We start from the raw sequence: 24,725 nt of genomic DNA on the forward strand, positions 1-24,725 counted from the left end.
GCCCGGATGCCCTTGCAAAATAAAGCTTTTACCCCGTTCGGCCGGGAGCAGAGGTCCACGCAGGTCGACGCCAATCGATCCCTTCCACAAGCATCGAAAGCTGCGCCTGCGTCAGGTGCGCTACGCCTTCTTTCGCCGTTGGCCAAGGAAAGTATCCGCGCTCGAGAATCTTGTAAAATAGGCAGAACCCCTGGCCATCCCACCATAGAAGCTTAATCCGATCGGCGCGTTTGCCGCGGAACCCGAAGATGGCACCAGAACCCGGCGCCTCCTTTATGACCGCCTCAACGAGTGCCGACAGTCCATCAATACCACGCCGCATGTCGGTCACTCCGCAGGCCAGATAGACCCGCACATTCCCAGAAGGCCCGATCATGCCGCCTCCACACAAGCGACCAACGACGATAGCATCTCGAGATCCATGTCCGCTGCAATTCTGAGTAAGCGTCCATTCCTCAGGACGATTTCAACGTCTTTGCACCTCGACCGAACACCGCTCCTCTTGGAACCATCGCAGGGGCTCTCTGACGCTCCGACAATCGAAACCGGGATGAACGATCCGGTCTCTGGAGATTTCAATTCGGGTGGCGAGAACTTCTTTCGCCAGGCGTATATCTGTTGCGGAAGAACGTCGTGCCGGCGCGCTACATCTGAAACGCTGCCACCCGAGCTGAACGCTTCTTGCAATATCGAAAGCTTCAGTTCTGTGGACCATCGACGTTGTCGCTCGGCACCCGTCAGGATCTCAACCTTGGCCATTCATACCCTGTTACATCACAAATGAATCATCTGTGTCGTAACTTGCGCTAATTCCGTACCTAACCAAAACCGGCTCACCGGACGCTCACTCCGATCATCCGGTTGGAGCAATTGCTTCCAAGGAATGGACATCGCCGACCATCGACGCTCAAGCGGCGTGACCAGCGGCCTTCACCGTATGCTTACGGCTCACCAGGCGCTTACGGAAATTTTAGCGATAAGTGAATTTCTCTCACCTGAGTTTGGCGCTTGGAAAGACGCTGGTGCGCTTCCTGTGACCCGCGACCTAATTGGGGCTACATGCCGGCGCGGCGCTTGACTATCGCCTTCTCGAAGACACGCTCCAGTTGGCGCGCGCTTTCCGTCCAGCGGAATCGCGCAGCGTTCGGCCTTGCATTATCAGCAAGACCCGCATGCAACACGTCATCAGTCGCAAGGCTTTCCAGGCCATTGCGAATGGATTGCACATCGTTCGGATCGACAAAGATACCGGCGTTTCCAGCCACCTCGGGCATGGAGGACGTATTGGATGTCAGCACCGGTATTCCCATTGCATTCGCTTCTATGATCGGAAATCCGAAGCCTTCATAGAGGGATGGCATCGCGAGAAAGCGAGCGTGACCGTACAGTTGAGCAAGATCGGTATCCGACACATAGCCGGTCAACCGAACAGATGATTCAATTTGCAATTCCGCAATATGCCCTTTCAGATCACCCAGCCTCCAGCCATGGCCACCTGCGAGCACCAGAAGAAATTGTTGCCGCGTGGCTTCGGGCAACGCTGCATAGGCTTGCAGCAATCTGAGCAGGTTTTTGCGCGGCTCGAGCGTTCCGACGAAGAGAATGTAGGGTCGATCGATCGCAAACTGTGACTGATCCTTTGTGATCGCTACTCCGCCGATGGTCGTTAACCCAGGATAGACGATGCTAAGTTTGTCGCTGCATCTCGGAAACTGAGCCTTGAGCGCATCAGCCGTAGCAGCGGAATCAGCAACGATCTCGTCGGCAACAGCGACCCCCGGTTTCATTAGCCACCGGTCGGCCATCCAGGTCTGCCACCGCATAGTTGCAGCCATATCTCGCCAGACGAGATCATGAATCGTGATGACGCGCGCAATGCGACGGTCAAGAAAAAACGGTAGACGATGAGCGGGGCCCCAAAACACATCGATCTTATCATGCGCTGCACGGCGTGGTAGTTCCGTCTGCGCCCAGATCATCCGTCTTATTCCACCAGGAAAGCGCGCAACATGCAGTTTTGCCGCAGGCAGCTCTTTCAGATCACCATATGGAGCGTCGGGCAAATAGAAATGTAGTTCATGGCCGAGAAACGCGAGATGCCGGCTCATTTCCAGCACGTACCGTCCGATGCCGGACATACTCGTTACCAAATTACGCGCATCAATACCGATTTTCATTCGCGAGCTACCCATGTACCACTGTGTCTCGCGGTCGTCCCATCACAACGGGACCCGTAGCGGATTACTCCACCAACCGACTGATTCTTGAAGCAAGCCTATATCTGCGAAAGCGCCGCCCCTCCTCTTGAATTTCGAAGGGATCTCGATTGACATATATAGGCTGTCGCCAGGCGGCAACACGAATGGAATGCGAGACGTACGGTTTTCCGGGGGGCTCGCCTCTCCATTGTTCGACAGAATGCGATAGCCCGCCATTACCGCCAGCGAACCATCCGGAGCCCCCACGCTTCCCCACAACTTTTGAGACAAATTAATAACGCGCACTATGTACTTAAGCGTGTCATTTTCACTCGCAATCGGCCCTTCCACCAACTCGATCTTATGCCGGGTTTCATCGGAAGCCAGCGCTTCTCCCATTTTGGTGATGCCGATATTGCTTATCGGTACGTAAGTCGTGTTCGACTGCGGCTTATATAGCCGGTACCAATCGTCAGTAAGCACGACCCTCTGTAATTTTTCGGCACTTTCCTTCCAACTTGTCCCTCCACTGGCCCTTGGCGCCAAAGGCGGGGTTTCGATACTATTCGTTCCTATACCAAGGAACGAACGGATTGTCTTTGCGAGCGACTCGGAGGAACCGACGGCAAAGAAATAGCAATTCTGGCCACTTGCGGTGACTTCGCGGAAAACTGGAATATCGCTTGCAATCACAGCTTTCCCAAAGTGCGCGGCCTCAACAATGGGGAGGCCGAAACCCTCAGCATACGAGGCAGCAATCAAGGCATCGCTGTCGCTATAGGCATTCTGTAATTTTTCATCCGAAATGCCGTTCATCCAGATCAGACGCTTCCCATACTCACGATGCCGCTCCATTCGCCGAACGAAATGCTCGCCCCCCCAGCCGGGCTTTCCGACAATCGTCAGCCCAACGTCCATACCTTCATCCCACAATCTATCGAAAGCCTCCAGGGCAATACGGTGCCCTTTGCGCGGCTCCAATGTGCCAACCATCAGGAACTCAGAGCGATCTTTACGGCGGACTGGTTTAACATCAGCAGCAATGGTCGCCTTAGCAAAATCGGCCCCGAGGTGCCAATAGCCTATCTTCATCTCCCGTGGAAACTGGATCGCTTCAAGTATCCTGATCAGTTCATCGGCAACGGCTTTTGAAATGCAGATAAATGCATTCGAATAGGACAGAGCAGCTTGAAACCAGTTCGAGAATGTGGGGGGCATGCCAGGGTCGCAGAAACCTGGGAATCTTAGCGGAATCGTGTCATAGAGGCATGAGATGACAATAGCGCCCCTCAAGCGGGCGGAGCGTAACGTTGCGTAGTGATGCCTATAAAACTCCCAGGAGCTATCGAGCATCAAGATGCGGTCATTCGGGGAAAATTCCAGCCGAGTATCTTCTGTGAAGTCAGTCGCGGTGTTGGCTTTCTCCAGCGTCCTCGGAATCGCAAACCAGCCGTCGAGGGAATCGCTATATGCGACTATCCGTTCAACACCATCACGCTGCGCTATCTCGAGATTGGAACAGATATTTTTAACAACACGCTGAATACCGGTCTTGTGGTCCACGCGATATGTTGATGTCGCATCAATGATCAGTCGCGGCCGATCAGATCTGACTAACTCCGATCGTGCAAATGTCTGTGCGATGAAATTCGTCGGAAGATTCGTATTTCCAAGTCGCTGCAAAGCAGCATATTTAGCCGTTGAGATCGATTCAACCTTGCCGCTCTCCGCCGAGTTGGCCACGGCATCCTTCAGAGCAGCAACGGCAATAGCTGCGGATTTCGCCCAGCTGAATTCCGCGGCACGATCGCGCTGTTTGTCAGCAACGGCCTTCATCGCTTGACGGTTGCCAAGTGCCTTCTTCATTACTCGCGCTATGTCCTTGACATCCGCGGGATTGAAAAGAAGTTCCCTGTCTCCAACGACTTCAGGCAGAGCGCCCGTGCTCGACGCAATGACAGGCGCGCCGCACGTCATGGCTTCCAGTGCGGTCAAGCCGAACCCCTCCAGTAGCGAAGGTTGAATGGCGAGGTCCGTCCCCCTGTAGAGCGCCACGAGCTGGTGGTCCGTCACATGACCGATAGCCACGAGATTCTGCTCGGGGAGCCCCAGCTTCTTCCACCTCTCTTGTTCGTCTCGTAACAGCGATCGCGGGTGATCGCCGGCCAGCACAAAACTGTATTGCTCTCGCAAATCTGCCGGCAATTGTGCGAATGCCTCAATGGCGGACCTGACATTCTTGCGCCAATCGAGCCCTCCGACGTAGAGGATGAAGGGTTTCTCGGTTAGCTTTGGCGCGTCCGTTTCGACATGCTCCATAGCATCCATGAAATCTCTCGATACGCCCGCAAGCATGTTGAATACACGAGGATTTCTTGAGATCTCGAAACACTCGTGTTGGGAGTATTCAGAAATACATAGATTTAGATTGAATTCTGAGTAGGAGGCGAGACGACGGTCGTAATAGGCACGCAACGCCGAGGATGAGAGATATTGCTCGGGGTAGCGATAAGGTATCGCATCGTAAAAGATCGATGCGAAGGGAATTTTCGAGATACTATTGGGAAGGAGCGGAACAGCCTTGTCAAAGCTACCTTCGAACGGGCTCGCAGATAGCGCGATGTCTGGATTCAGCGACGCGACATGATAAGCCAGAGCGATCTCGCTGAGCCGTCTCTTCTCTGTATGGCCCTCTATCGATTCTCCGCCTTCAGCAACACCATGCCACATGGAAATATTGGCAGGTTTTATCCATTTCTGGAGGTGGTCGCGAGCTGCAAGTGCTTCCAGCGGCATGCCAGCGTTGAGGGAAATAAGAAGTTCGACGTCGGGATGATTGTCGACAATACCAAGAATAAGTTCTTGCACGTAACGCCCGATTCCACGCCACTTGCTTGCGGTCTGGAAGCATTGCCCATCAATCCATAAGCGCATTGAAAATCGTCTTTCATTGTAATTTTGACGTATCTCGAAGCAATATTTCCCATTGAGCGACCGTGCCCTTGGGCGCATCAATATACCACTGTCCTTCTTGACCGTCGTCCAACCAGTCAAATGGTTGAACTCCATACCCGCGGGCTGCCGCGAATGCCATAAGCCGACCCCTTATCCTTGGAAAGCGATAGGCTAGCCGAAGGCACTTATCCTTCACTTGTGGTCTCCGAGAAAGCCAACGAATAAGCTTCTCAAGCAGAGTCGTGACGACAAGCCGGGGGAACCTTTTCACGTTAAACAGCAATGAAGAACCCATGCGAAGCGGTCGGGTAAGGCGCGAGGAAAGACTATTATAGGTGCGGTGCAACTGGGATCCTCTTGAATGCTTGCGCCTGTTCGATGCATGCGGTCATTGCTTCGCGAGCAAAATGCATCTTTCAGATATTATGAGCATATAATCGGTGACTGGAGACCGATATGGTCAGCGCGCCACTCGGATCTTCCAATCGTCAAGCACATCACCGAGTGTGCGGCTTAATTCTATTTCCGGCTTCCAGCCAAAGGCCGCCAACACTGCCCTATTATCGCCGGAAGCCGTCACGATTTCTGGTCCACGCAACCGCTGCGGATCTATCTCTATTTCCACCTTCAATCCGCAAAGTTCGATAAGCATGTCGAGGATCGACTGAATCTGTATCGACCGCCCCGAGGATAGATTGAACACGCCTCCAAGGATATCCGACACATCCTCCACCAGAGCAGTATCGGCATACGCACGTACAACGTCTCGCACATCAAGAAAATCACGGAAGGCAGAGAGATTTCCGACGCTGATACGAGGAGGTTTGGCACCCACCGATATTTCCGCGAGTTGCTTGGCGAAAGCAGAAACAACATAAGCATCCGTCTGGCCGGGTCCGGTATGGTTGAACGGACGGAAGCGGACGGATTTGAGTCCATCATAGGCAAGCTGCCCGACAAGCACGTCTGCCGCTGCTTTCGTTGCACCATAGACATTCATCGGCTTGAGGGCCGCACTCTCCTTTACTGGAGCATTTGCAGTATTAATGAACGAAGCGCCATAGGCTTCGGAGCTGCCCGCGAAAACGAAGCGCGCTTCCGGTGCAAACTCCATCGTGGCGTAGGCGAGATTCATAGTGCCTTGGAAATTCACCTGCCAGGCCCGCTGCGGCATCTTGCGAGCATCAGCTGGGGCTGCAATCGCGGCGAGATGAATGATTGCTGTTGGGCGGCAATTACGGACCAGGGTCGCCACTTGATCCCGATCCGTAATATCTGTCTTCCAGTTCGATGCATCTCCTTGGCCGGCGGTGAAGACGATTAAGTCACAACCCTGCTCCAGCCGCCGCTTCTCCAATTCGCGCTGCAACCACGATCCGACAAAGCCGCTGGCGCCAGTAATGAGAATACGATGTTCTCTCGGCATGGGTGCCTCGTCATTCAGCCGAAAAACTTACTTGCTCAATCGCTTAAGATCAGCCTCGACCATTTCAACGATCATCTCCTCAAGACCAATCTTAGGTTCCCATCCGAATTTTTTCCGGGCCTTCTCTGGGTTGCCAAGTAGTACATCCACTTCCGCCGGACGGAAAAGTTCGGGATCGATTACAAGATGATCGTCCATATTCAAACCGGCATGCTTGAAAGCAATGGCACACATGTCGCGGACGGTTGTCGTGCGGCCGGTCGCGATCACGTAGTCGTCGGCAACGTCCTGCTGGAGCATCATCCACATGGCGCGAACGTAGTCTTTCGAATGGCCCCAATCGCGCTTGGCATCAATGTTTCCGAGCCGCAGCTCCTTTGCCAAGCCAAGCTTGATGCGAGCGACCGCGTCCGTAACTTTGCGAGTGACGAATTCAATGCCGCGAAGCGGAGATTCATGATTAAAGAGGATGCCGCTCGACGCGTGCAAACCGAAGCTCTCGCGATAGTTGACCGTGATCCAGTGACCGTAAAGCTTGGCGACGGCATAGGGTGACCGTGGATAGAAAGGAGTTAGCTCCGACTGCATCGGTTCCTGAATGAGGCCGTACATTTCGGAGGAGGAAGCCTGATAGAAACGAGCCTCAGGCCTTTCGATGCGAACCGCTTCAAGGACATTCGTCACGCCTAGGGCCGTCACCTGACCAGTCAGCAAAGGTTGCTGCCAGGATGATTTCACGAAGGATTGAGCCCCAAGGTTATAGACTTCGTCCGGCTTCACGTCCTTTATTGTGCGGATAAGACCGGAAAGATCCAGGAGGTCGCCATCGACAATGCGGACGTCGCGCTCGATACCCAACCATTCCAGGCGAGTGAGATTGACATCCGCGGTGCTGGAGCGACGTGCAAGCCCATGCACTTCGTAGCCATTCTTCAGCAGAAGTTCCGCAAGATAGGCGCCATCCTGGCCCGTAATACCCGTTACCAATGCTTTCTTCGCCAAGTTCCATCTCCAATTTTGCCGCATTTACATCGCGCGGGTCTACCAAGTTCGCAGAGCTCTACCGCACGGGCGACACTTGGCTATCAATGTTCCAGCGCCATTTAGCCCGTATAAAGCCCGATGACAACGATCAAGCGCAATTTCGCTCAACATGCCAAAGTTTCTTGCGTTGTAACGCCCAGCTAAAGATTTTGGACCGATGACGCCTTTGCGTTCATTCGAATATCGAGGGGACAATATTGTGACGGCCCGAATTGATACCTCAAAAGTCGTGCACAACGGCATCCCTCAATTCCCGATAGAGGCTATGATATTGTAAACACATCTTCTCCGCCGTAAAACATGCGAGATAGCGGTCACGCGCCGCAGCACCCAGCGCTGCAGTCTTTTGCTCGTCATTCCAGATGGACTTCATAGCGTTCGACAGAGCATCCACATCGTTGGGCGGCACCACGAACCCGGTTACTCTGTTTAGGTTGACATAGCTTGTTCCCGTGCCGATTTCACACGAAATCATCGGCTTGCCAAACATCGACGCTTCGACCAGAGAAAGTCCGAAGGCCTCGGAGCGAAGATGCGAGGGAAACACAAACCCCGCACAAAGCTCGAACAGAGCAATCTTGTCGCCGTCCGACAACGATCCGAGAAAATGGATATTGTGCAGATTTTGCCCGGCAGCCTGCTTCAGTTCCGCTTCCATCGGCCCACTGCCGACGATTACTATATCGAGGCCATTGCGTTTCGCGGCCTCCAGCAGGATATGGACCCCCTTGTAATACCGCAGGACACCGACGAATAAGAGGAAGCGATCGGGAAGCCTGCCGCGCCAGCGTGCTAGCGTCAGTTCGTCTGCCTTTGGATAGTCCGCTTCATCCAGCCCTAACGGGATCACCGTCGTCTTGGATTTGAACCTTTCCAAGACGTCGCTCGACATTAGGTAATTGGGAGACGTCGCAACAATGTGGTCGACGTTTTTCAGAAAACGAAACATCAACGGCTTGTAGAATTGCAGCAAGACCTTCTGCTTCACGATATCGGAATGATAGGTCACAACAGTCGGCTTACCGGGGGGGACGGTCAAATGGACAATATCCATCACCGGCCATGGAAAGTGATAGTGGACGATATCAGCCTTATGGCTCAGCTCCCGAAATCGTCCAAACGCCTCGCGCGAAAAACCGGTGGATGCGAATTCGAAATCGAGCTTAGCCTTGTACGCCATATGACCATCGAATTCGACGCTGTTTCTCGACGGTGTTTTGCTAAGTGAGAGAACATCTGATTCTACACCGTATTTGGCGGTACCCTTTGCGATCGCGTGAATGGTCCGTTCAACCCCACCGAATGTGTCGGGCCAATATGTTTTGAAGAAATGTAAAACGCGCATTCCACTCCTGTATCGAAAAGCAATCTCCACGTCACCTGGAGCATCGTTCTCCGGGAAAAACTTCAGAAGCCCTCGAAATTTCCAGACCAATGGCCGGCGTATTCCGGCTGCGTCGACGTCTACCGCCCGGCCAGCCGATTAATTCCGACTGGCCTGCTTATGCCAGTCGGACAGCAACATACAAAAGGGCGCTCTTGTAATCATTAGCAGAAACCCCTTGCTCTGCCGACACCGATGAATTAATCGCCGCGTTATTTTCCGTCGTGCGGTTGCCGATCGGCGTGTTGAAGGGGAAAACTCATTGAAGTCCGGAAGTCTTTATAAGGTCGGTGACAACGATCAACGCCCTTGGGGCACATGGCATGTGCTCGATATCGGTGAGAGCCATGTCGTCAAACGCATTGTTGTGAATCCGGGAGAGCGGTTATCGCTGCAATATCACAATCACCGTTCGGAGCGTTGGACCGCCGTTTCGGGGAATGGTATTGCCGAGATTGACGGAACGGAACACGCTCTGCAGGTCGGGCACACAGTCGATATTCCGCTCAAGGCGACACACCGTGTTTCGTGCACCGGAGATAAGGCATTGGTTTTTATTGAAATTCAATACGGCGAGCTACTTGATGAAAACGATATCATTAGGCTTAGCGACGATTACAACCGAGTCTGATACCAAAACCGTATCAATCAAATAGCTCGGCATCCCCCAACAACGATTGCTGCTGATCCTTGGAGGAGAGCGTGAGCGGTTCGGTCACCTTCCAGTCGATGGCGATCTCCGGATCGTCCCAGCGGATGCCGCGATCGCTCTGCGGCGCGTAATAGTTGGTGGTCTTGTACAGAAACTCTACATGGTCGCTCAATGTCAGGAAGCCATGGGCAAAGCCTTCGGGGATCCAGAGCTGGCGCTTATTTTCCGCAGACAGAAGAACGCCGACCCATTGGCCGAATGTGGGCGAGGATTTCCGGATGTCCACGGCGACGTCGTAGACCTCTCCGATGACGACGCGCACCAGCTTCGCCTGGGCATGCGGCGGCAACTGATAGTGCAGCCCACGCAAAACGCCCTTCCCCGATCGGCTGTGATTGTCTTGCACGAAATCGGCGCTACGCCCAATCGCCGCTTCGAATTTCACCTTGCTGAAGCTTTCGAAGAAGAAGCCGCGGTCGTCTGCAAACACCGTCGGCTCGATAATCTTGACATCGGGAATGGCGGTATCAATGGCCTTCATTCGTCGTCCTGCTCGGATTGTTTGCAAGGGAGATGCGGCGGCATAAAGCGCGCCTTAGCGATTAAAATATCCGGTCGCGCAAAATCCCAAGGAGGTATTGCCCATAGGCATTCTTCTTTAGCGGGCTCGCCAGCGCCTCGACATCAGACGCACTGATCCAGCCGCTGCGATAGGCGATCTCTTCGGGGCAGGCCACCTTCAGGCCCTGCCGGTTCTCGATCGTCGCAATGTAATGGCTGGCCTCAAGCATCGATTCATGCGTACCGGTATCGAGCCAGGCATAGCCGCGGCCCATCGTCTGGACGTCCAACCGGCCAGCCTGCAGATAGTGAACATTGACATCGGTGATCTCCAACTCGCCGCGCGGCGACGGTCGGATGGATTTCGCAACATCGACGACGCTTTCATCATAGAAATAGAGACCGGTGACCGCATAGTTGCTCTTCGGCATTCTCGGCTTTTCCTCCAGGCTGATCGCCCGGCCGCTCTGATCGAACTCGACCACGCCATAGCGATGCGGGTCTTGAACGTGATAGGCAAAGACAGTCGCACCCGTTTCCTTGGTGCTCGCCTCGTGCAGCAATCGGGTAAAATCATGCCCGTAAAAGATGTTGTCTCCCAGAACCAGAGCAGACGGCGCGCCATCCAGAAACGCTTCGCCGATCAGGAAGGCCTGGGCAAGACCGTCGGGGCTGGGCTGAACGGCATAGTCAAGCTTGATGCCCCATTGGCTGCCATCGCCAAGCAGCTGTTCGAAACGAGGCGTATCCTGCGGCGTCGAGATGATCAAGATCTCGCGGATATCCGCCAACATCAAAGTCGTCAGCGGATAGTAGATCATCGGCTTGTCGTAGATCGGCAGAAGCTGCTTGCTGACTGCGAGCGTCAGCGGATAAAGGCGTGTTCCAGATCCGCCGGCGAGTATGAGTCCTTTGCGTGCCTTCGTCATGATCCTGCGTCTCGTTTTTAGTGCATCTGCCTCTGTCTCACCGGCGGGAGAATATGGCCGGGAATCATCGGCAAAAATTGCGGTTTTCAATTCCGCGCAGCCAGCAGTCTTGCCAGAACGTCGTCGACACCCTCCTGCCAGAGAGGAAGCGCAACATCGAAGCGATCCATCAGCTTTCGACAATCCAGCCGCGAATTGGCCGGGCGCTTGGCAGGGGTCGGGTATTCAGCTGTCGATATCGGCTTCAGCGCATCGAGAGACAGTGCAAGCTTGACGTTTGCTGCCAATGCCTCACGAGCGATATGGGCGGCATAGCCATACCAGGAGGTGCTGCCTTGTGCCGTGAGATGATAGGTCCCCGAGAGGTCGCCGGGAGCTCGCGAAGCCGTCATGCGCTCGACCACCGTGCGTGTGACATCGGCGATTAAAGCCGCCGAGGTCGGTGCGCCGATCTGGTCGGCAACGATGTTCAGCGCGCTTCTCTCGCCGGCCAGCCGAAGAATGGTCTTCAGGAAATTACTGCCGTGATGACCATAGACCCAGCTGGTGCGCAAAATGGCATGCTGTACGCCGGAGGCGCGCACTGCCTCCTCGCCCAGCCATTTACTTTCGCCATAGACGGACTGCGGATTGACAGCATCGCCTTCGACATAGGGATCGGCCTTCGTGCCGTCGAAGACATAGTCCGTCGAGTAGTGGATTAACAAGGCGCCGTTATCGGCGGCCCACCGCGCCAATATCCCCGGAGCCGTGGCATTGACCGCCATCGCCAGCTCTCTATCGCTCTCGGCCCGGTCCACCGCCGTATAGGCGGCGGGATTGACGATGATATGTGGCTTGTGCTCACGAAGAACCGCCAGAATGCTTGCTTCGTCGGCGAGATCTATCTCGGCACGGTTTAATGCCGTTACGCCACTTAGCGACCCAAGTGAACGCTGCAGCTCGAAACCGACTTGTCCATTGGCGCCGGTGACCAGAATGGCACTCACAGCTCAACCTCGTACTGCTTACCGACCCATTCACGATAGGCGCCGCTCGTGACGTTGCGAACCCAGTCCTGGTTTTGCAGATACCATTCGATCGTCTTGCGAATACCGGTCTCGAACGTCTCTTCAGGCTTCCAGCCGAGTTCGCGCTCGAGCTTGCGCGCATCGATCGCATATCGGCGATCATGACCGGGCCGATCCTTCACAAAGGTGATCTGATCGCTGTAGCGACTGCCATCAGCCTTGGGCCGAAGCTCATCGAGGATCGCACAGATGGTATATACGACATCAAGATTGGGCTTTTCGTTCCAACCACCGACATTATAGGTCTCGCCAACCGTGCCGGTTTCCAGCACACGGCGAATGGCGCTGCAATGATCCTTGACGTAGAGCCAGTCGCGGATCTGTTGGCCATCGCCGTAGATCGGCAGGCCTTTGCCGGAAAGCGCATTCAGGATCACCAGCGGGATCAGCTTTTCTGGAAAATGGTGAGGCCCGTAATTGTTGCTGCAATTCGTCGTCAACACAGGCAGACCATAGGTATGATGCCAAGCACGCACCAGATGGTCAGAAGCAGCCTTGCTGGCGGAATAGGGACTGTTCGGCTCATAGCGGTTGAGCTCACTGAACGGCTCATCATCCTTAGAGAGCGTGCCGTAGACCTCGTCCGTCGAGACATGCAGAAAGCGAAAGCGCTGCTTCTCGTCTTCGGGCAAGCCATCCCAATAGCCGCGCACCGCTTCCAGCAAATTGAAGGTCCCGACGATATTCGTCTGGATGAAATCGCCTGGACCGTGGATGGAGCGGTCGACGTGGCTTTCAGCTGCGAAATTGATGAGCGCACGCGGCCTGTGTGTCGACAACAAATTGCTCAGCAGCTCGCGATCGCCGATATCGCCATGTACGAACACATGGCGGCCATCACCTTTCAAGCCCTTCAGCGTATCCAGATTGCCGGCATAGGTCAGCTTATCCAAATTGACGACCGTCTCGTGGCGACGCTCAAGCCAATCGAGAACAAAGTTTCCGCCGATAAAACCAGCCCCACCCGAAACCAATATCGTCATCTAAGCCTATTCCATTTTAGGCACACAGGTAAATTGCCGATAAAAATCCAAGACAAATCAAATCTTACGACAAGGAGTAGTTACTCCTTCGAAAAGATTTTCAATCACAGGAAGAGGGATATCCGCCTCAAGTACAAGAGGCAAACCAAAATGCTGATTCAAATCAGGAAATTTGAAATTGGCTGGGAAACCTGGATTCGAACCAAGATTAACGGAGTCAGAGTCCGCTGTTCTACCATTGAACTATTTCCCAACAGCCGCCGGGCCGTAAAGTGCCCCTGCGGGGAAAGCAGGGCCTCTATAATCGAATTTGCCGCGGATGCAAACACTTTAACACAGGGAAATGCGATTTTTTGAAAGTTGCTTTCACTCAGACATAATAGGTCAGGAATCCGCCTGCTGCCACAAGGTTTTCCGCGCGATACTGCATTATTGGCCGAAACGCATGCCCTAGAAGCGATTTCGCGGTTTCGAAATCACGCGTTCGGCCGCGTCACCACCGCAACAGGCGTTTCCCGAGGACATATCCGACTGCCGTCACCATGGCGATCGCGATAGGATACCAGAGCAGCACGAAAAGCGGGCTGTCGTCCGTGCAGTTGGAGGCATAGAAGGTCGCAGCGATGCCGCTAGCGGCCAATCCGGCGACGGCACCGGCGACGCCCGGTTTTTCCGGCGCGCCCTGGCGCAGGGCGAACAGGAAGCAGGCGAGCGGGCCAATCGACAGCAGCGGGATGAGCGTCAGGCAGAAGCGGGCATTGTGCCCGATCATCCGCGCACTCCAGCTGTCAGCCGGCATGACGGCCATTTCAACAGCGGCGGCGGCAAGGAGCAGGATGGGCGCCAAGAGCAGTGTCCAGCCCCATAGGCGCAGCGAAGCGCCCGGCCGTCCGATACGGAAGACGACAGCGCAGGCTGTTGCGGCAAGCGCGATGGTCACGACGAACTTGAACAGGAAACGGACGGTCTCCATCGCTGTATCGATATCGGCTCGAAAACCGATCATGGCAAAGAAGATACCGCCGCTGATCAGGATGCCCGCGACGACCGCCAGGGTGAGGACCTTGCCGATCCGCATGCGGACCGGCGCGTCCTGCGCCAGAAGATTGATGAGGTCATCGGTTTTCACTGGTCTCACTCCGATACAATGCCGCAAGCATCTTCAACGCGCGGTGCAGCGCCACGCGCACCGCCCCTTCCGTCATCTTCAGCCGGTCCGCCGTTTCCCGGACGCTGGTTCCCTCGACGGAAATCGAGCGCACGATCGTCTTCTGCGGGTCTTTCAGCAGCTCCAGCATACGATCGACATCGAACCGGTCCAAGGCGTCGGTATGCTCTTCCGCCTCCAGGAAATCGATCACATCGTCGATCGGTACGCTCATATGCCGCCCGCGCCGTCTCAGGCTGTCGATCAGCTTGTTGCGCACGATCGTCGACAGCCAAGGTCCGATCGGGCGGGATGAATCCCACGTGCCGCGCTTCAGATGGATGGCGAGCAGCACTTCCTGCACCACATCCTCAGCCTCGCTTACCGGCGCGCCCAGCTGATCGCAACGCCGCCGCGCCATGGCGCGCAGATGCGGCGTCACGGCGGTGAGGAAACGGTGATAGGCCTGCGCATCGCCGCCGATCGCCGCGCGCATCCAGACTGCCCATTCCTCTTCGCGCGCCGAATGATTCATCCGACATCTCCTCTACGCGGCACCGCAGGCTTTCGTTACCGGCAACAGCAACTATTTTTCAAGCTCTTTCGTCTCCATGGCAGGTTCTTCGCAAGATGCGTCTGCTACCCATGCGCATGTCAGCCTCACCACCATACTTGCCCAGCTATCGCCCGCCGCAGCAGATAGCCGGCACAAGATAAGTGACGCATCTCGAAAAAAATTCCGATGCGGCTGTAACATCCGCTCGAGACGCTCCGTAGACCTCGATGCAAGCCAATGACGGCTCGCATCCATCTAGGAGACAGATCCATGAAGAACAGCATCCTCACCCTGGCCATTGCTGGCTCGATCGCATCGGCACTTGCATCCGTCGCCGTCCCGGCTTCGGCCGCCGATACCAAGGAAAAATGCTACGGCGTCGCCCTTAAGGGCCAGAACGATTGCGCCGCCGGCAAGCATGATTGTGCCGGCAAGTCGACCATGAGCTACGACAAGATGTCCTTCAAGCTCGTTCCCACAGGCACCTGCACCTCGATGAAAACCCCGAAGGGCCACGGCTCGCTGACCCCGGCCTGATCCGAAACCGGATTGATCGTCAACCATCTCTCGTAAGGAGTTTGTCATGAGCAAGATGTCCGCACTCGCCCTGGCCGCATCGGTCGCAACGGCGGTGACGCTGGTTGCCGGTGTGACGACAGCATCTGCCGCCGATGCCAAGGAAAAATGCTACGGCGTCGCCCTCAAGGGCCAGAACGATTGCGCCGCCGGTCCCGGCACGACCTGCGCCGGCACGTCGAAGGTCGATTATCAGCGCAACTCGTGGAAGCTGGTTCCCGCGGGAACCTGCGAGACGATCAAGACGCCGAACGGCCACGGCACCCTGATGCAGGGTCCAGCCCCGGTTTGACCCTATCAGACAAGGCAATGCAAACGTGGGCGGCGCATCGTTTAATCCGACGCCGCCTGCCTCTCGAACACAAACTGCTTCACAACTTTGCTGGAATTACTCTCATACGGAGGCCCGCAATGAAACCGTCACAACTCCCCCGTCGCGCCGGCGTCGGCTTCAAGCCGGAGCATTTTGCCGAAATCCATGGCTCTACACAGCCGATTGGCTTTTTCGAAGTCCATGCGGAAAACTATATGGGTGCTGGTGGTCCGCCACATGCCCAGCTCGGCAAGCTGCGCCAGGATTATGCCTTATCCATCCATGGCGTCGGCCTCTCTATCGGCTCGATGCAGCCTTTGGATAACCAACATCTTGCTCGCCTGAAGATCGTCTGCGATCGCTATGAGCCGGAGAGCTTTTCGGAGCACCTCGCCTGGTCGACGCACGACACGACCTTTCTCAACGATCTTCTGCCCCTGCCCTACACCGAGGGAACGCTTGAGCAGGTCTGCGCTCACATCGACGAAGTACAGACTTTGCTCGGTCGACAGATGCTGCTCGAGAATCCGGCTACCTATCTGCTCTTTGAGGAAAGCACGATCGAGGAAACGGAATTTCTGGCCGAGGTTGCCAGACGCACCGGCTGCGGCCTGCTGCTCGACGTCAACAATGTCTTCGTCGCCGCCACCAATCACCACATGGACGCACGCGCCTATCTCAAGCGCTTCCCGGTGCAATGGGTGCGCGAGATCCATCTGAGCGGTCATTCGGAGACCGTCGACGATTCTGGCGCGCCGCTTTTGATCGACAGCCACGATACGCCGGTGAAAGATCCCGTCTGGGCGCTTTACGAGGAGCTGATCGGCTGCACCGGACCGATTGCCAGCCTGGTCGAGTGGGATAACGACGTGCCGGCATGGCCGATTTTGAGGGCCGAGGCCGAAGCGGCCGAAGCCATCCTGAAGCGCGCCGCCGCGCGTCGGGCAGCCTGAGGAGGGATCGATGTCTCTCGCTACGCAAAGCGAATTCGCCGCAGCGCTCGTCAATCCCGATCTCGCGGTGCCCGATGGATTGACGGCCTGGAACGGCCCACACCCAGCGCGGCGTTTCGGCGTCTATCGCAACAATGTCGCCATCGGCCTGATCGGTGCGCTCGCCTCGCGCTTTCCGGCTGCGGAAAGGATCGTCGGCGAGGAATTCTTCGCCGCCATGGCGCATGAGTTCATCCGCCTGCATCCGCCGCGCTCGCCGCTGCTGCTTGCCTATGGCGATGACTTCCCCGATTTCGCCGGGAGTTTCGGACCGGCGCAGGAAATTCCCTATCTGGCCGATGTGATGCGGCTGGAGGCGCTGCGGGGTCGAGCCTATCACGCAGCCGACGCTATACCGCTTGATGCAGCACTCATGGCGACCATCGAGCCGGCAGGCCTTGCGGAGCTGACTTTCGTACCGCACCCTTCAGCCTCGGTCGCACGTTCCGCCCATCCGGCCATCACCATCTGGGCGATGAACACCGGCGAAATCGAGCTTGCAGATATAAACGATTGGACGGGCGAGGATGCCCTCGTCATCCGCCCGCAGATGATCGTCGAAGTGCATCGCCTACCGCCGGGTGGCGCAACATTTCTGGAAGAGCTGTTTTCGGGCGCCGCCCTTGGCCAGGCCTATGAGACGGCTCTCGCTGAAGCCGCCAATTTCGATCTTTCCGCCAACCTCGCCGGTGCGTTCACGGCAGGCGCTTTCATGGCCATTCGCTGAACGCCAAGAGGAACGAAGATGCAGAACCGGATGATGACGGCCACTCCGGCCGAACGCGAAACTATGCCCAAAAGGCTCTATAGTGTCCTAAAGCTTCTCGACCGTATCCCCTATGACCTGATCGCACTCATTGCGCGGTTGTCGATCGCCGCCGTCTTCTGGCAATCCGGCCAGACCAAGGTGGATGGCTGGCACGTGACCGACAATGCCGTCTATCTCTTCCAGACGGAATACAAGCTGCCGCTGGTCGATCCCTGGATCGCCGCCCATATCGCCGCCTTCAGCGAGCATTTCTTTCCTTTTTTGCTGGTCATCGGATTGGCGAGCCGGCTCTCGGCGCTGGCGCTGCTCGGCATGACCCTGGTCATCGAAATCTTCGTCTATCCCGATGCCTGGCCGACGCATGGCACATGGGCAGCCTGCTTTCTGGTGATCATCGCGGGCGGGCCTGGCCGCATCGCGCTCGACCGCCTGATTGCCAGGCGGTTCAGCCGCTCGGCCTGAGATCGGTCAGACGGGAGCGCCAATTGCGAGTGGCGCTCCGTGATGCCAGCTAAATGCGCATTTTATTCTGCGCATATCGTTCTCGCAAACCGCCGCGCGCTTCTACGCGACATGCCTTAACGCAGGACGGGTTCTCCGTGGAAGCGGCGACGCGACGGCTTCGAGACCCCAAAACCCACCTCCATCATCAGTCGCGGCTTCTGGGTCGGAACCGTCCCCATATGGAAACCGAAGGGATCTTCGACGAAGCCGGAGCCGGCCTTTCCGGTCAGTGTCAGTGCATTCGCCTCGCCATAATAATCGAGCACTTCGTTTGCCGGATGCCCGACCAGCAAAGTCAACTGATGACGGACCCGGCGGCGCCTGTGGCTTCCCTTGACAAAGACATGCGGGCCGGTGCCCTCATCCACATCGACGAGATTGAAGAAGAATTTCAGCATCCGCCAGTCGTCGAGATCGAAATGATATTTGTCGAGCGAGGCAAGGCTCCGGTCGGCTTCGGAAGCCTGGGTCGGGAAGCTCCACCAGATGCGGGTGGTGATCACTTTGGCCTGGCCGCCGAGATATTGGCGGGCGACGTCGATCAGCAGCGGATCGCGCTGGACCGCCATGACCGCTTCGCAATCAAGCGAGCGCTCAAAAAAATGTCCGCTCAGAATCGGCCGTCCGAAGCGAGCCTCCGCTTCCTTATGTTCGCCTGCGACAAATTCGAGCTTCCGGTTGAAATTGCCGAAGCAGGCGGTGTTGGCAGCGAATTCGGCGATTTCCCGATGAACATGATCCGGCAGCATCAGGCTCGGATAGATGCCATCGGTCCGTAGAGCGTTGACGACGGCGCTGCGTTCAGTGCCGGCAAACATCGAGGAGCCGGAAACGGGAAGCCTGACGGGCTGCTTGGTGGCCAGCCAATGGATGCGCCGAAACGGCAGGGTCCTGGCCAGGAGAAACATCGGCAGCCAGGCCGGATTTTCCTTAAGATCGGTCAGGTAGGTGGGTATCCTGACGGCCATTCGCTTGAATCGGCCGCCCTGTCGGGCGATAGACTCCAAGTCTTCTGCCGGGGGATTGTGCATAGCGATCCTTTCCACGCATTTAAAAGATCCGTGACAGCAGGCCCCCAACCCGCTGACGATAATTCATTGAAACCTTAACATTTATTCGCTCTCGCGAATGTCTGCTGCACCGCGGCAAATAGAAGTCGGCCAGCCTTGGTCAAGGGGGCCAAAAACCAAAACCTGATCGAATCGGTAGAAATTTCCGCAGAAACACGCAACGCTTTCGAAGCCGATGACGAATTCGCCCGGAAGGGTTGCTTTTCCGGGTTGCGGGCGAGACAGACGCAAAGGATTGCAGGAGCGGCGCACCGTGTTTGCCGTTGCTTAGGATAATGGCGCTAGAAATTCGATAGGAGCAAATAGCAGAGGAAGTTGGGGATAGGCAGCTGCGGTCTATCTCGGCGACAATTTCCATTGTCTTCTAACAGTCATATTCCTGTTCGCATTATTGGCTACACGAGCGAAAAAGCGTCAAAGAGGGCCCCCTTAGATGACAGAAACGAAGACCTTTGAGCCGGCGGAAGGTATCGTCGATTTCGACGCGGGCGAGGGCGAGAGCCCAACCGTTGTTGAGATGGACGATTATACCAAAAGTCTAGCGCAGGCGAAGGCCAAGTCCGTCAAGCTGATCGACGCCATCACCGGTCAGGTGCTCAAGAAAAAAGATGCCGTGCATGTCGACGATCTCCGCCCGTCGCTGGCGGATTTCATGCGGCTGAAGCACCCGGAGCTTCGTGCCGACGACTATATCAGCCGCAAGGTCATGGACGATTATCGCGCCCAATATATCGCCGAGCTGCTGACGGTGGAGCGCGGCGAGCTTTCCAACCTCGAAGACGAGGTCGTCGAAAGCCTGAAGACGCATGATACGCTGGCCGAAAACATCGAAGAGGACTACGAGGACCACCGTTCGATCGGCGACCGCATGGCGGATGGCGTCGCGTCCTTCGGCGGCAGCTGGACCTTTATCATCTCCTTCTGCCTGTTTCTCGCCGTCTGGATGGGCATCAATCTCGTCATGGGCGAAAAACAGGCCTTCGATGCCTATCCGTTCATCCTGCTGAACCTCGTTTTATCGACCATCGCAGCACTGCAGGCGCCGATCATCATGATGAGCCAGCGCCGCCAGGAAGAGAAGGATCGCCTACGCGCCCTCAACGACTATAAGGTCAACCTGAAGGCCGAACTGGAAATCCGCCACCTGCATGAAAAGGTCGACCACCTCCTCAATCGCCAATGGGAGCGTCTGACCGAAATCCAGCAGATCCAGATCGAGATGATGCTGGAACAGGCCAAGGCGGCGACCCGGGCGATCAAGGCCAACAAGGCGGCGAAGGCAAAGACCAGTGCGCTGAAGAGCCTCTTCACCAAGGTCAAGGACCCCGATCCGGACGATTCCGTCAACTGATCGCACCGAACGGCTGCACCAGTCATCTTCGACCGTGCCATATTGCTGGCGCTGCTAACCGCGTAATCCCTCTATGTCGTTCCACCATATGCCCTTCAGGATTACTCGCTTTGTCGATGTGCCGCTCCTTCCAGCGGCTCATCTGTCCGCTGCCGCTTCGCGAAGAGGATCGGCATGCAGAGGAAATAGAGCGAGGCGCCGAGCACCCAGACCAGTCCGGGAAAGACATGCCTTGATGCGAAATAGATCTCGCTGATCGCCAGGGGCGCGATCATGGAGGCGAGGCTCGTCAGGCTGGTTAAAACACCCTGCAGACGCCCTTGCTCGTCCGCGCCGACGCGTTGGGTCATCAAGGACAGCAACGCCGGCTGGCCGATCCCACCGAGGCAGAAAAGCGGAAACAGAAAAAAGACGAGAAAACCCTGCGTGACGAAGGCGATGGCGACATAGGCAGCGCCGTCACAGACGATCGCGACGACGAGTGCGCAGCCTTCGCCCCAGCGCTCGCTCAAAGGGCCGGCGACGAAAGCCTGGGCGAGCGCATGGAACAGGCCGAAGCCAGCCAGAGACAGGCCGACGGTCGCCGTATCCCAGCCGAACTTGTCCTGACCATAGAGCACCCAGACGGTACCGCCGACTTCTCCGACGATTGCAAGGAGGATGGACATGAAGAGCAGCGGCACCAGCGCCGGAAACGCACCGATCCAACGCAGTGGCGCCAGCGGATGAAAGGCGGCCAGATTGATCCGTTCAGGCCGTACAGTACGTGTCTCCGGCAGCACGACAAGCGCGACAATGAAATTCACCATCACCAGAAACGCGGCAGCGACGAAAGGCGCGCGCAGCGAGATCGTTCCCAACACCCCTCCGATGACCGGTCCGAGAATGAAACCGATGCCGAAACAGGCGCTGAGCAGCCCGAAAGCCCGCGTTCGGCGCTCCTCCGGCGTGATGTCGGCAAGGCACGCGCTCGCAACCGCGGCGTTGGCGGCCGTCAGACCGGCGACGGCGCGGCCGAGGAATAGCCACCAGAAACCCGGTGCCCACGCCATGAAGGCATAGTCGATCATGCCGCCCGCCAGCGAGGCGAGCAGCACCGGCCGGCGGCCGTAACGATCGCTCAGCGTTCCGAGAATGGGAGAGGCCAGAAACTGCAGCGCCGCGTAGAGCGACAGGAAGGCGCCATAGCGCCAGCCGAGCTCGGGCGAATGGGCCACGCTCTGCAGAAGCTCCGGCAGGATCGGCATCACGAGGCCGGTTCCGGCCGCATCGAGAACGACGACGGAGAGGATCGTCAAAAGCATCTTGTTCATAATGCAAAACTTATCATTGATAAGGAACTTTATCGCCGATAAATTATGATGATCGGACTGTCAATCGGAAAGAAGATGAAAATCGACAGGAACCAGATCGTCGATGCAGCACTGGCCATCCTCAACGAAGTCGGCATCGATGGCTTGTCGACGCGGCTGATCGCGCAGCGCCTCGGCGTCCAGCAGCCGGCGCTCTATTGGCACTTCAAGGGCAAACGAGCCCTGCTGGCTGCGATGAACACCGAGATCCTAAGACGAAAACACACCCGCAACAGGCCTCTGGCTGGGGAGACCTGGCAAGAATTCCTGCACGCCAATGCCCGCAGCTTCCGCTCCGCCCTGCTGGCATGGCGTGACGGCGCCCGCGTTCATGCGGGAACCGAGGTCGATCCCTTGGATCTCGACGCGATCGAAGCCCAGCTGGAATGCCTGCTCGCCGCCGGCTTCGATCCGGGAAAGGCGCTGGAGCTGCAGATCGCGATCAGCCGCTATGTGGTCGGATGTGTACTGGAGGAGCAGGCGGATGCGGCCGATCCGCCGGACCGTGCAGCCCTCGACGCCGCGGCGGAAAGCCGTCCGAACCTCGCTAAAGCTCTGTCGCTTTACCGCGCCAACGGCCATGAAGCCCTATTCGAGGCTGGCTTGGAACTGCTGATAGGCGGGGCCAAAGCCGGCCAGTGAACTCTGTGATCGCATGGGCACCTCCGCGGACAATGCATCATCTCTCCGCCTTGAAAGTGCGGCCGAGATCCGGCCCGGTGCCGAAATAATGTCGAAACACATAAAGCAGCGGGCTCCATCTGCTGGTATCGATATGATGGGTGCCGGCGATGACAATATCCCTGTGTGCGTGGACGCGAAGCACCTTCGCTTCGACGATGGAGAAGGCTTCGGCACGCTCTGGAGGCCATTGCGCGCCGGGAGGATGTGCCGCCACCACCTCCGCCTCGAACTGGATCGGACATTCGGCGATGCGTAGAGGCCGCACGAGGTCGGCTGCCTGCGGCGTGAAGCCGGCCACATCGAATTTATCTGCTTCGAAACGATAGCCGATCTTTTCCTTATGCGGGGGAACGGGATCGCGGCCCGTCGTCGGCGCGATCGCCTCGACCTTTGGCCACAGCTCCGGCGACGGAAAATTCAGCACCAGCTGACGCTCGCGCAGGAGATTTCCCCGACCCTTACTGGTTGATGTCAGGCCCAGAACGACACGGTCAAACAGGGCCCAAACCGAGGACATCGGCGAGATATTCGTCGTGCCGTCGGGGTTGAGGCTCGTAATCAGCACGACGGGAGTGCCGATATAAAGCACGCTGGGCTTGATTTCGATATGCTCGCGATCGCTCTCGGCGGCATTGAATTTGGCTGTGTTCGTCAACATAGAAACTCTCCTTTGAGAGTTTCAGCGTAGCCGACATGCCGCCTGAAATAGTTCGGTCGCGGCCGAACTGTCGCTCGACGATGGGCGCGCCTGCCTCATTCCTCAGGCGGCGGCACTATGATCACCGTATCCTCCGCCATAAGCATCCGCCCATCCTGCGCCCGCAGTTCCAGCCGCCGCACCGGCAGCTTTGTCGCTCTGTCGACCAGTGTCACATGCGGCTCATTGGGCTCAAAAAAGAAATCTTCGCCCCATTGGCGAAGCGCGACCAGCAGCGGAAACAAGCCCTGCCCTTTTTGCGTGAGCACATATTCCTGATAGGGGCTGCCATCCGAAGCCGGCACGGTATCCATGATGCCGTGAGCGACGAGATTGCGCAGCCGGGCCGAGAGAATGTTCTTGGCAAGCCCGAGGCTCTTTTGAAATTCGCCGAACCGGCGCAGCCCATCGAAGGCATCGCGGATGATCAGCAGCGACCACCAGTCGCCGATTGCATCCAGCGGCCGCGCCACCCCACACATCGAATCCTTGTGGCTCACTCTCTTTGCCATGCCCCGCTGCCCTCGCCTGTTTTCATGTCTGCCGTCAAAACCGCGATCAAGCGCCTGTATCACCGGTTCAATATATCGGTTGCAAACTAAAACCACAAGAGATATTGGAGCCATAGTTTCAAATTAAAACCAGTTAGGAGAACAACTGTGATTCCTGCCAATGAAGCATTCGCCGGCACATTCCCCTTCGCTCCGCATTTCACGGAGGCACCAGGCTTCCGGATGCATTATGTCGACGAGGGGCCTCGCGATGGCGAGATCATCCTCTGCCTGCATGGCGAGCCGACCTGGGGCTATCTGTTTCGCCATCTGATCTCGACGCTGAGCCGCACGCACCGCGTCGTCGTTCCCGACCATATGGGCTTCGGCAAGAGCGAAACACCCACTGGCCGCACCTATTGGCTGCAGGATCACATCGCCAATCTGGAGGCCTTCGTGCTCGCGCTCGGCCTCACGGATATCACGCTCGTGATGCATGATTTCGGCGGCCCCGTAGGCATGGCCCTTGCCGCCCGCCATCCCCACCGTATCCGCCGCATCATCTCGGCAAACGGCCCGACACCCTTCGGCCAGCCGGATAGCATGGAGCGAAGCGTGGCAAATGCTGCCGTATCCCCGTGGTTTCAATGGATTCTCAAGGCCGAGGCCGACGGCGCACTGGAGCCGGTGCTTAACAATCTCGGCTACAACATTCTGAGCACGCTCAAGCTCAACGGCTTCGAAAACAACGCCGTCATCGACAACACATGGCTCGAAGCCTATGGCACGCCTTTTGCCACCGCGACCGAGTGCCTTGGCGCGCTTGGCTGGGCCAAGGGCTTTGCGACCGGCGCCCATCAATTCGAGATACCCGATGCGGCCGCCGAGCGCATTATCCGTGGCAAACCGGCGCTTGCCATATTGTGATTAGGCATGGAATAAGGACCCCGCAAATGGGGTGATCGGCGTCCAAACGGGACCCCCATCTGCGATGGGGTTAGAACAGCCTCCGGTTTCATCG

26 protein-coding genes and 1 tRNA gene are annotated in these 24,725 nt (G+C 56.9%); 9 read left to right on the top strand and 18 right to left on the bottom strand.

What is annotated here, in order from left to right; genetic code table 11:
• Positions 1 to 28 precede the first annotated feature (28 nt).
• From tnpB to PH562_RS27990, 7 genes are all read right to left on the bottom strand, one after another.
• A complete protein-coding gene (gene tnpB, locus PH562_RS27965; RefSeq protein WP_285176977.1) occupies positions 29 to 376 on the bottom strand; it encodes an IS66 family insertion sequence element accessory protein TnpB in 348 nt (115 codons plus the stop codon).
• Positions 373 to 759, bottom strand: coding sequence for an IS66-like element accessory protein TnpA (tnpA, locus tag PH562_RS30785; RefSeq protein ID WP_350223790.1), 387 nt, complete (start codon positions 757 to 759; stop codon positions 373 to 375). Before tnpA ends, tnpB begins: the two co-directional genes overlap by 4 nt.
• 296 nt (positions 760 to 1,055) lie before the next feature.
• Positions 1,056 to 2,177: a glycosyltransferase family 4 protein gene (locus PH562_RS27970; RefSeq protein WP_285176978.1), complete on the bottom strand. Its 1,122-nt coding sequence runs from the start codon at positions 2,175 to 2,177 to the stop codon at positions 1,056 to 1,058.
• Between the two features lie 42 nt (positions 2,178 to 2,219).
• On the bottom strand, positions 2,220 to 5,267 hold the full coding sequence (locus tag PH562_RS27975; RefSeq protein ID WP_285176979.1) for a glycosyltransferase family 4 protein: 3,048 nt from the start codon (positions 5,265 to 5,267) through the stop codon (positions 2,220 to 2,222).
• A gap of 346 nt (positions 5,268 to 5,613) precedes the next feature.
• Complete coding sequence (locus PH562_RS27980) at positions 5,614 to 6,579, bottom strand: GDP-mannose 4,6-dehydratase (RefSeq protein ID WP_285176981.1); 966 nt, start codon at positions 6,577 to 6,579, stop codon at positions 5,614 to 5,616.
• A 27-nt stretch (positions 6,580 to 6,606) separates the two neighbouring features.
• A complete protein-coding gene (gmd, locus tag PH562_RS27985; protein ID WP_285176982.1) occupies positions 6,607 to 7,581 on the bottom strand; it encodes a GDP-mannose 4,6-dehydratase in 975 nt (324 codons plus the stop codon).
• Positions 7,582 to 7,843: 262 nt separating this feature from the next.
• Complete coding sequence (locus PH562_RS27990) at positions 7,844 to 8,968, bottom strand: glycosyltransferase family 4 protein (RefSeq protein WP_285176983.1); 1,125 nt, start codon at positions 8,966 to 8,968, stop codon at positions 7,844 to 7,846.
• Positions 8,969 to 9,269: 301 nt separating this feature from the next.
• Here PH562_RS27990 and PH562_RS27995 point away from each other — a divergent pair, with 301 nt between their 5' ends.
• On the top strand, positions 9,270 to 9,638 hold the full coding sequence (locus tag PH562_RS27995) for a phosphomannose isomerase type II C-terminal cupin domain (protein ID WP_285176984.1): 369 nt from the start codon (positions 9,270 to 9,272) through the stop codon (positions 9,636 to 9,638).
• A gap of 13 nt (positions 9,639 to 9,651) precedes the next feature.
• Here PH562_RS27995 and rfbC read toward each other — a convergent pair whose 3' ends face one another.
• The 7 genes from rfbC to PH562_RS28030 form a co-directional block, all read right to left on the bottom strand.
• Positions 9,652 to 10,200, bottom strand: a complete 549-nt coding sequence (gene rfbC, locus PH562_RS28000; RefSeq protein WP_285176985.1) for a dTDP-4-dehydrorhamnose 3,5-epimerase — start codon at positions 10,198 to 10,200, stop codon at positions 9,652 to 9,654.
• 61 nt (positions 10,201 to 10,261) lie between these two features.
• Positions 10,262 to 11,149, bottom strand: a complete 888-nt coding sequence (gene rfbA, locus PH562_RS28005; protein WP_285176987.1) for a glucose-1-phosphate thymidylyltransferase RfbA — start codon at positions 11,147 to 11,149, stop codon at positions 10,262 to 10,264.
• An 86-nt stretch (positions 11,150 to 11,235) separates the two neighbouring features.
• Complete coding sequence (gene rfbD / locus PH562_RS28010) at positions 11,236 to 12,138, bottom strand: dTDP-4-dehydrorhamnose reductase (protein WP_285176988.1); 903 nt, start codon at positions 12,136 to 12,138, stop codon at positions 11,236 to 11,238.
• Positions 12,135 to 13,202 (bottom strand): dTDP-glucose 4,6-dehydratase, encoded by a 1,068-nt coding sequence (gene rfbB / locus PH562_RS28015; RefSeq protein WP_285176989.1) that lies wholly within the window; start codon positions 13,200 to 13,202, stop codon positions 12,135 to 12,137. The genes rfbD and rfbB overlap by 4 nt, the downstream gene beginning before the upstream one ends.
• A 179-nt stretch (positions 13,203 to 13,381) precedes the next feature.
• Positions 13,382 to 13,455, bottom strand: a tRNA-Gln gene (locus PH562_RS28020).
• 240 nt (positions 13,456 to 13,695) lie between these two features.
• Complete coding sequence (locus PH562_RS28025) at positions 13,696 to 14,331, bottom strand: NrsF family protein (protein WP_285176990.1); 636 nt, start codon at positions 14,329 to 14,331, stop codon at positions 13,696 to 13,698.
• Entirely contained in the window at positions 14,318 to 14,884 is a 567-nt protein-coding gene (locus PH562_RS28030) for a sigma-70 family RNA polymerase sigma factor (RefSeq protein WP_113408539.1), read from the bottom strand. The genes PH562_RS28025 and PH562_RS28030 overlap by 14 nt, the downstream gene beginning before the upstream one ends.
• Before the next feature lie 291 nt (positions 14,885 to 15,175).
• Between PH562_RS28030 and PH562_RS28035 the strand changes: the two genes are divergently transcribed.
• The 5 genes from PH562_RS28035 to PH562_RS28055 all read left to right on the top strand — a co-directional run bounded on the left by PH562_RS28035 (position 15,176) and on the right by PH562_RS28055 (position 18,017).
• Positions 15,176 to 15,442 (top strand): BufA1 family periplasmic bufferin-type metallophore, encoded by a 267-nt coding sequence (locus PH562_RS28035; RefSeq protein WP_092718462.1) that lies wholly within the window; start codon positions 15,176 to 15,178, stop codon positions 15,440 to 15,442.
• Positions 15,443 to 15,488: 46 nt separating this feature from the next.
• A complete protein-coding gene (locus tag PH562_RS28040; protein WP_095433328.1) occupies positions 15,489 to 15,773 on the top strand; it encodes a BufA1 family periplasmic bufferin-type metallophore in 285 nt (94 codons plus the stop codon).
• A gap of 119 nt (positions 15,774 to 15,892) precedes the next feature.
• On the top strand, positions 15,893 to 16,747 hold the full coding sequence (bufB, locus tag PH562_RS28045) for an MNIO family bufferin maturase (protein WP_285176991.1): 855 nt from the start codon (positions 15,893 to 15,895) through the stop codon (positions 16,745 to 16,747).
• A gap of 10 nt (positions 16,748 to 16,757) precedes the next feature.
• The gene (locus PH562_RS28050; RefSeq protein WP_285176993.1) at positions 16,758 to 17,513 is read left to right on the top strand and encodes an HvfC/BufC N-terminal domain-containing protein; all 756 of its coding nucleotides are present in this window, start codon (positions 16,758 to 16,760) and stop codon (positions 17,511 to 17,513) included.
• Positions 17,514 to 17,531: 18 nt separating this feature from the next.
• Positions 17,532 to 18,017 (top strand): DoxX family protein, encoded by a 486-nt coding sequence (locus PH562_RS28055; protein ID WP_285176994.1) that lies wholly within the window; start codon positions 17,532 to 17,534, stop codon positions 18,015 to 18,017.
• 116 nt (positions 18,018 to 18,133) lie between these two features.
• On the opposite strand, the gene PH562_RS28060 is transcribed toward PH562_RS28055, so the two are convergent.
• Positions 18,134 to 19,090, bottom strand: coding sequence for a phytanoyl-CoA dioxygenase family protein (locus PH562_RS28060; protein ID WP_285176995.1), 957 nt, complete (start codon positions 19,088 to 19,090; stop codon positions 18,134 to 18,136).
• 472 nt (positions 19,091 to 19,562) lie between these two features.
• On the opposite strand from PH562_RS28060, the gene PH562_RS28065 reads away from it, so the two are divergent.
• On the top strand, positions 19,563 to 20,480 hold the full coding sequence (locus tag PH562_RS28065; RefSeq protein WP_095433333.1) for a DUF1003 domain-containing protein: 918 nt from the start codon (positions 19,563 to 19,565) through the stop codon (positions 20,478 to 20,480).
• Positions 20,481 to 20,581: 101 nt separating this feature from the next.
• On the opposite strand, the gene PH562_RS28070 is transcribed toward PH562_RS28065, so the two are convergent.
• Positions 20,582 to 21,793: a TCR/Tet family MFS transporter gene (locus tag PH562_RS28070; RefSeq protein WP_285176996.1), complete on the bottom strand. Its 1,212-nt coding sequence runs from the start codon at positions 21,791 to 21,793 to the stop codon at positions 20,582 to 20,584.
• 75 nt (positions 21,794 to 21,868) lie between these two features.
• Between PH562_RS28070 and PH562_RS28075 the strand changes: the two genes are divergently transcribed.
• Complete coding sequence (locus tag PH562_RS28075; RefSeq protein WP_285176997.1) at positions 21,869 to 22,474, top strand: TetR/AcrR family transcriptional regulator C-terminal domain-containing protein; 606 nt, start codon at positions 21,869 to 21,871, stop codon at positions 22,472 to 22,474.
• A gap of 37 nt (positions 22,475 to 22,511) precedes the next feature.
• On the opposite strand, the gene PH562_RS28080 is transcribed toward PH562_RS28075, so the two are convergent.
• Both PH562_RS28080 and PH562_RS28085 read right to left on the bottom strand, forming a co-directional pair.
• Complete coding sequence (locus PH562_RS28080) at positions 22,512 to 23,174, bottom strand: flavin reductase family protein (RefSeq protein ID WP_113408531.1); 663 nt, start codon at positions 23,172 to 23,174, stop codon at positions 22,512 to 22,514.
• 95 nt (positions 23,175 to 23,269) lie between these two features.
• On the bottom strand, positions 23,270 to 23,725 hold the full coding sequence (locus tag PH562_RS28085) for a winged helix-turn-helix transcriptional regulator (protein WP_113408530.1): 456 nt from the start codon (positions 23,723 to 23,725) through the stop codon (positions 23,270 to 23,272).
• A 147-nt stretch (positions 23,726 to 23,872) separates the two neighbouring features.
• Here PH562_RS28085 and PH562_RS28090 point away from each other — a divergent pair, with 147 nt between their 5' ends.
• Positions 23,873 to 24,631 carry an alpha/beta fold hydrolase gene (locus PH562_RS28090; protein WP_285176999.1) on the top strand — a complete coding sequence of 253 codons (759 nt, stop codon included), beginning with the start codon at positions 23,873 to 23,875 and terminating at the stop codon, positions 24,629 to 24,631.
• The last annotated feature ends 94 nt before the right edge of the window (positions 24,632 to 24,725 follow it).

Origin of the sequence: Rhizobium centroccidentale (assembly GCF_030182565.1) — a bacterium.
Classification (GTDB): domain Bacteria; phylum Pseudomonadota; class Alphaproteobacteria; order Rhizobiales; family Rhizobiaceae; genus Rhizobium.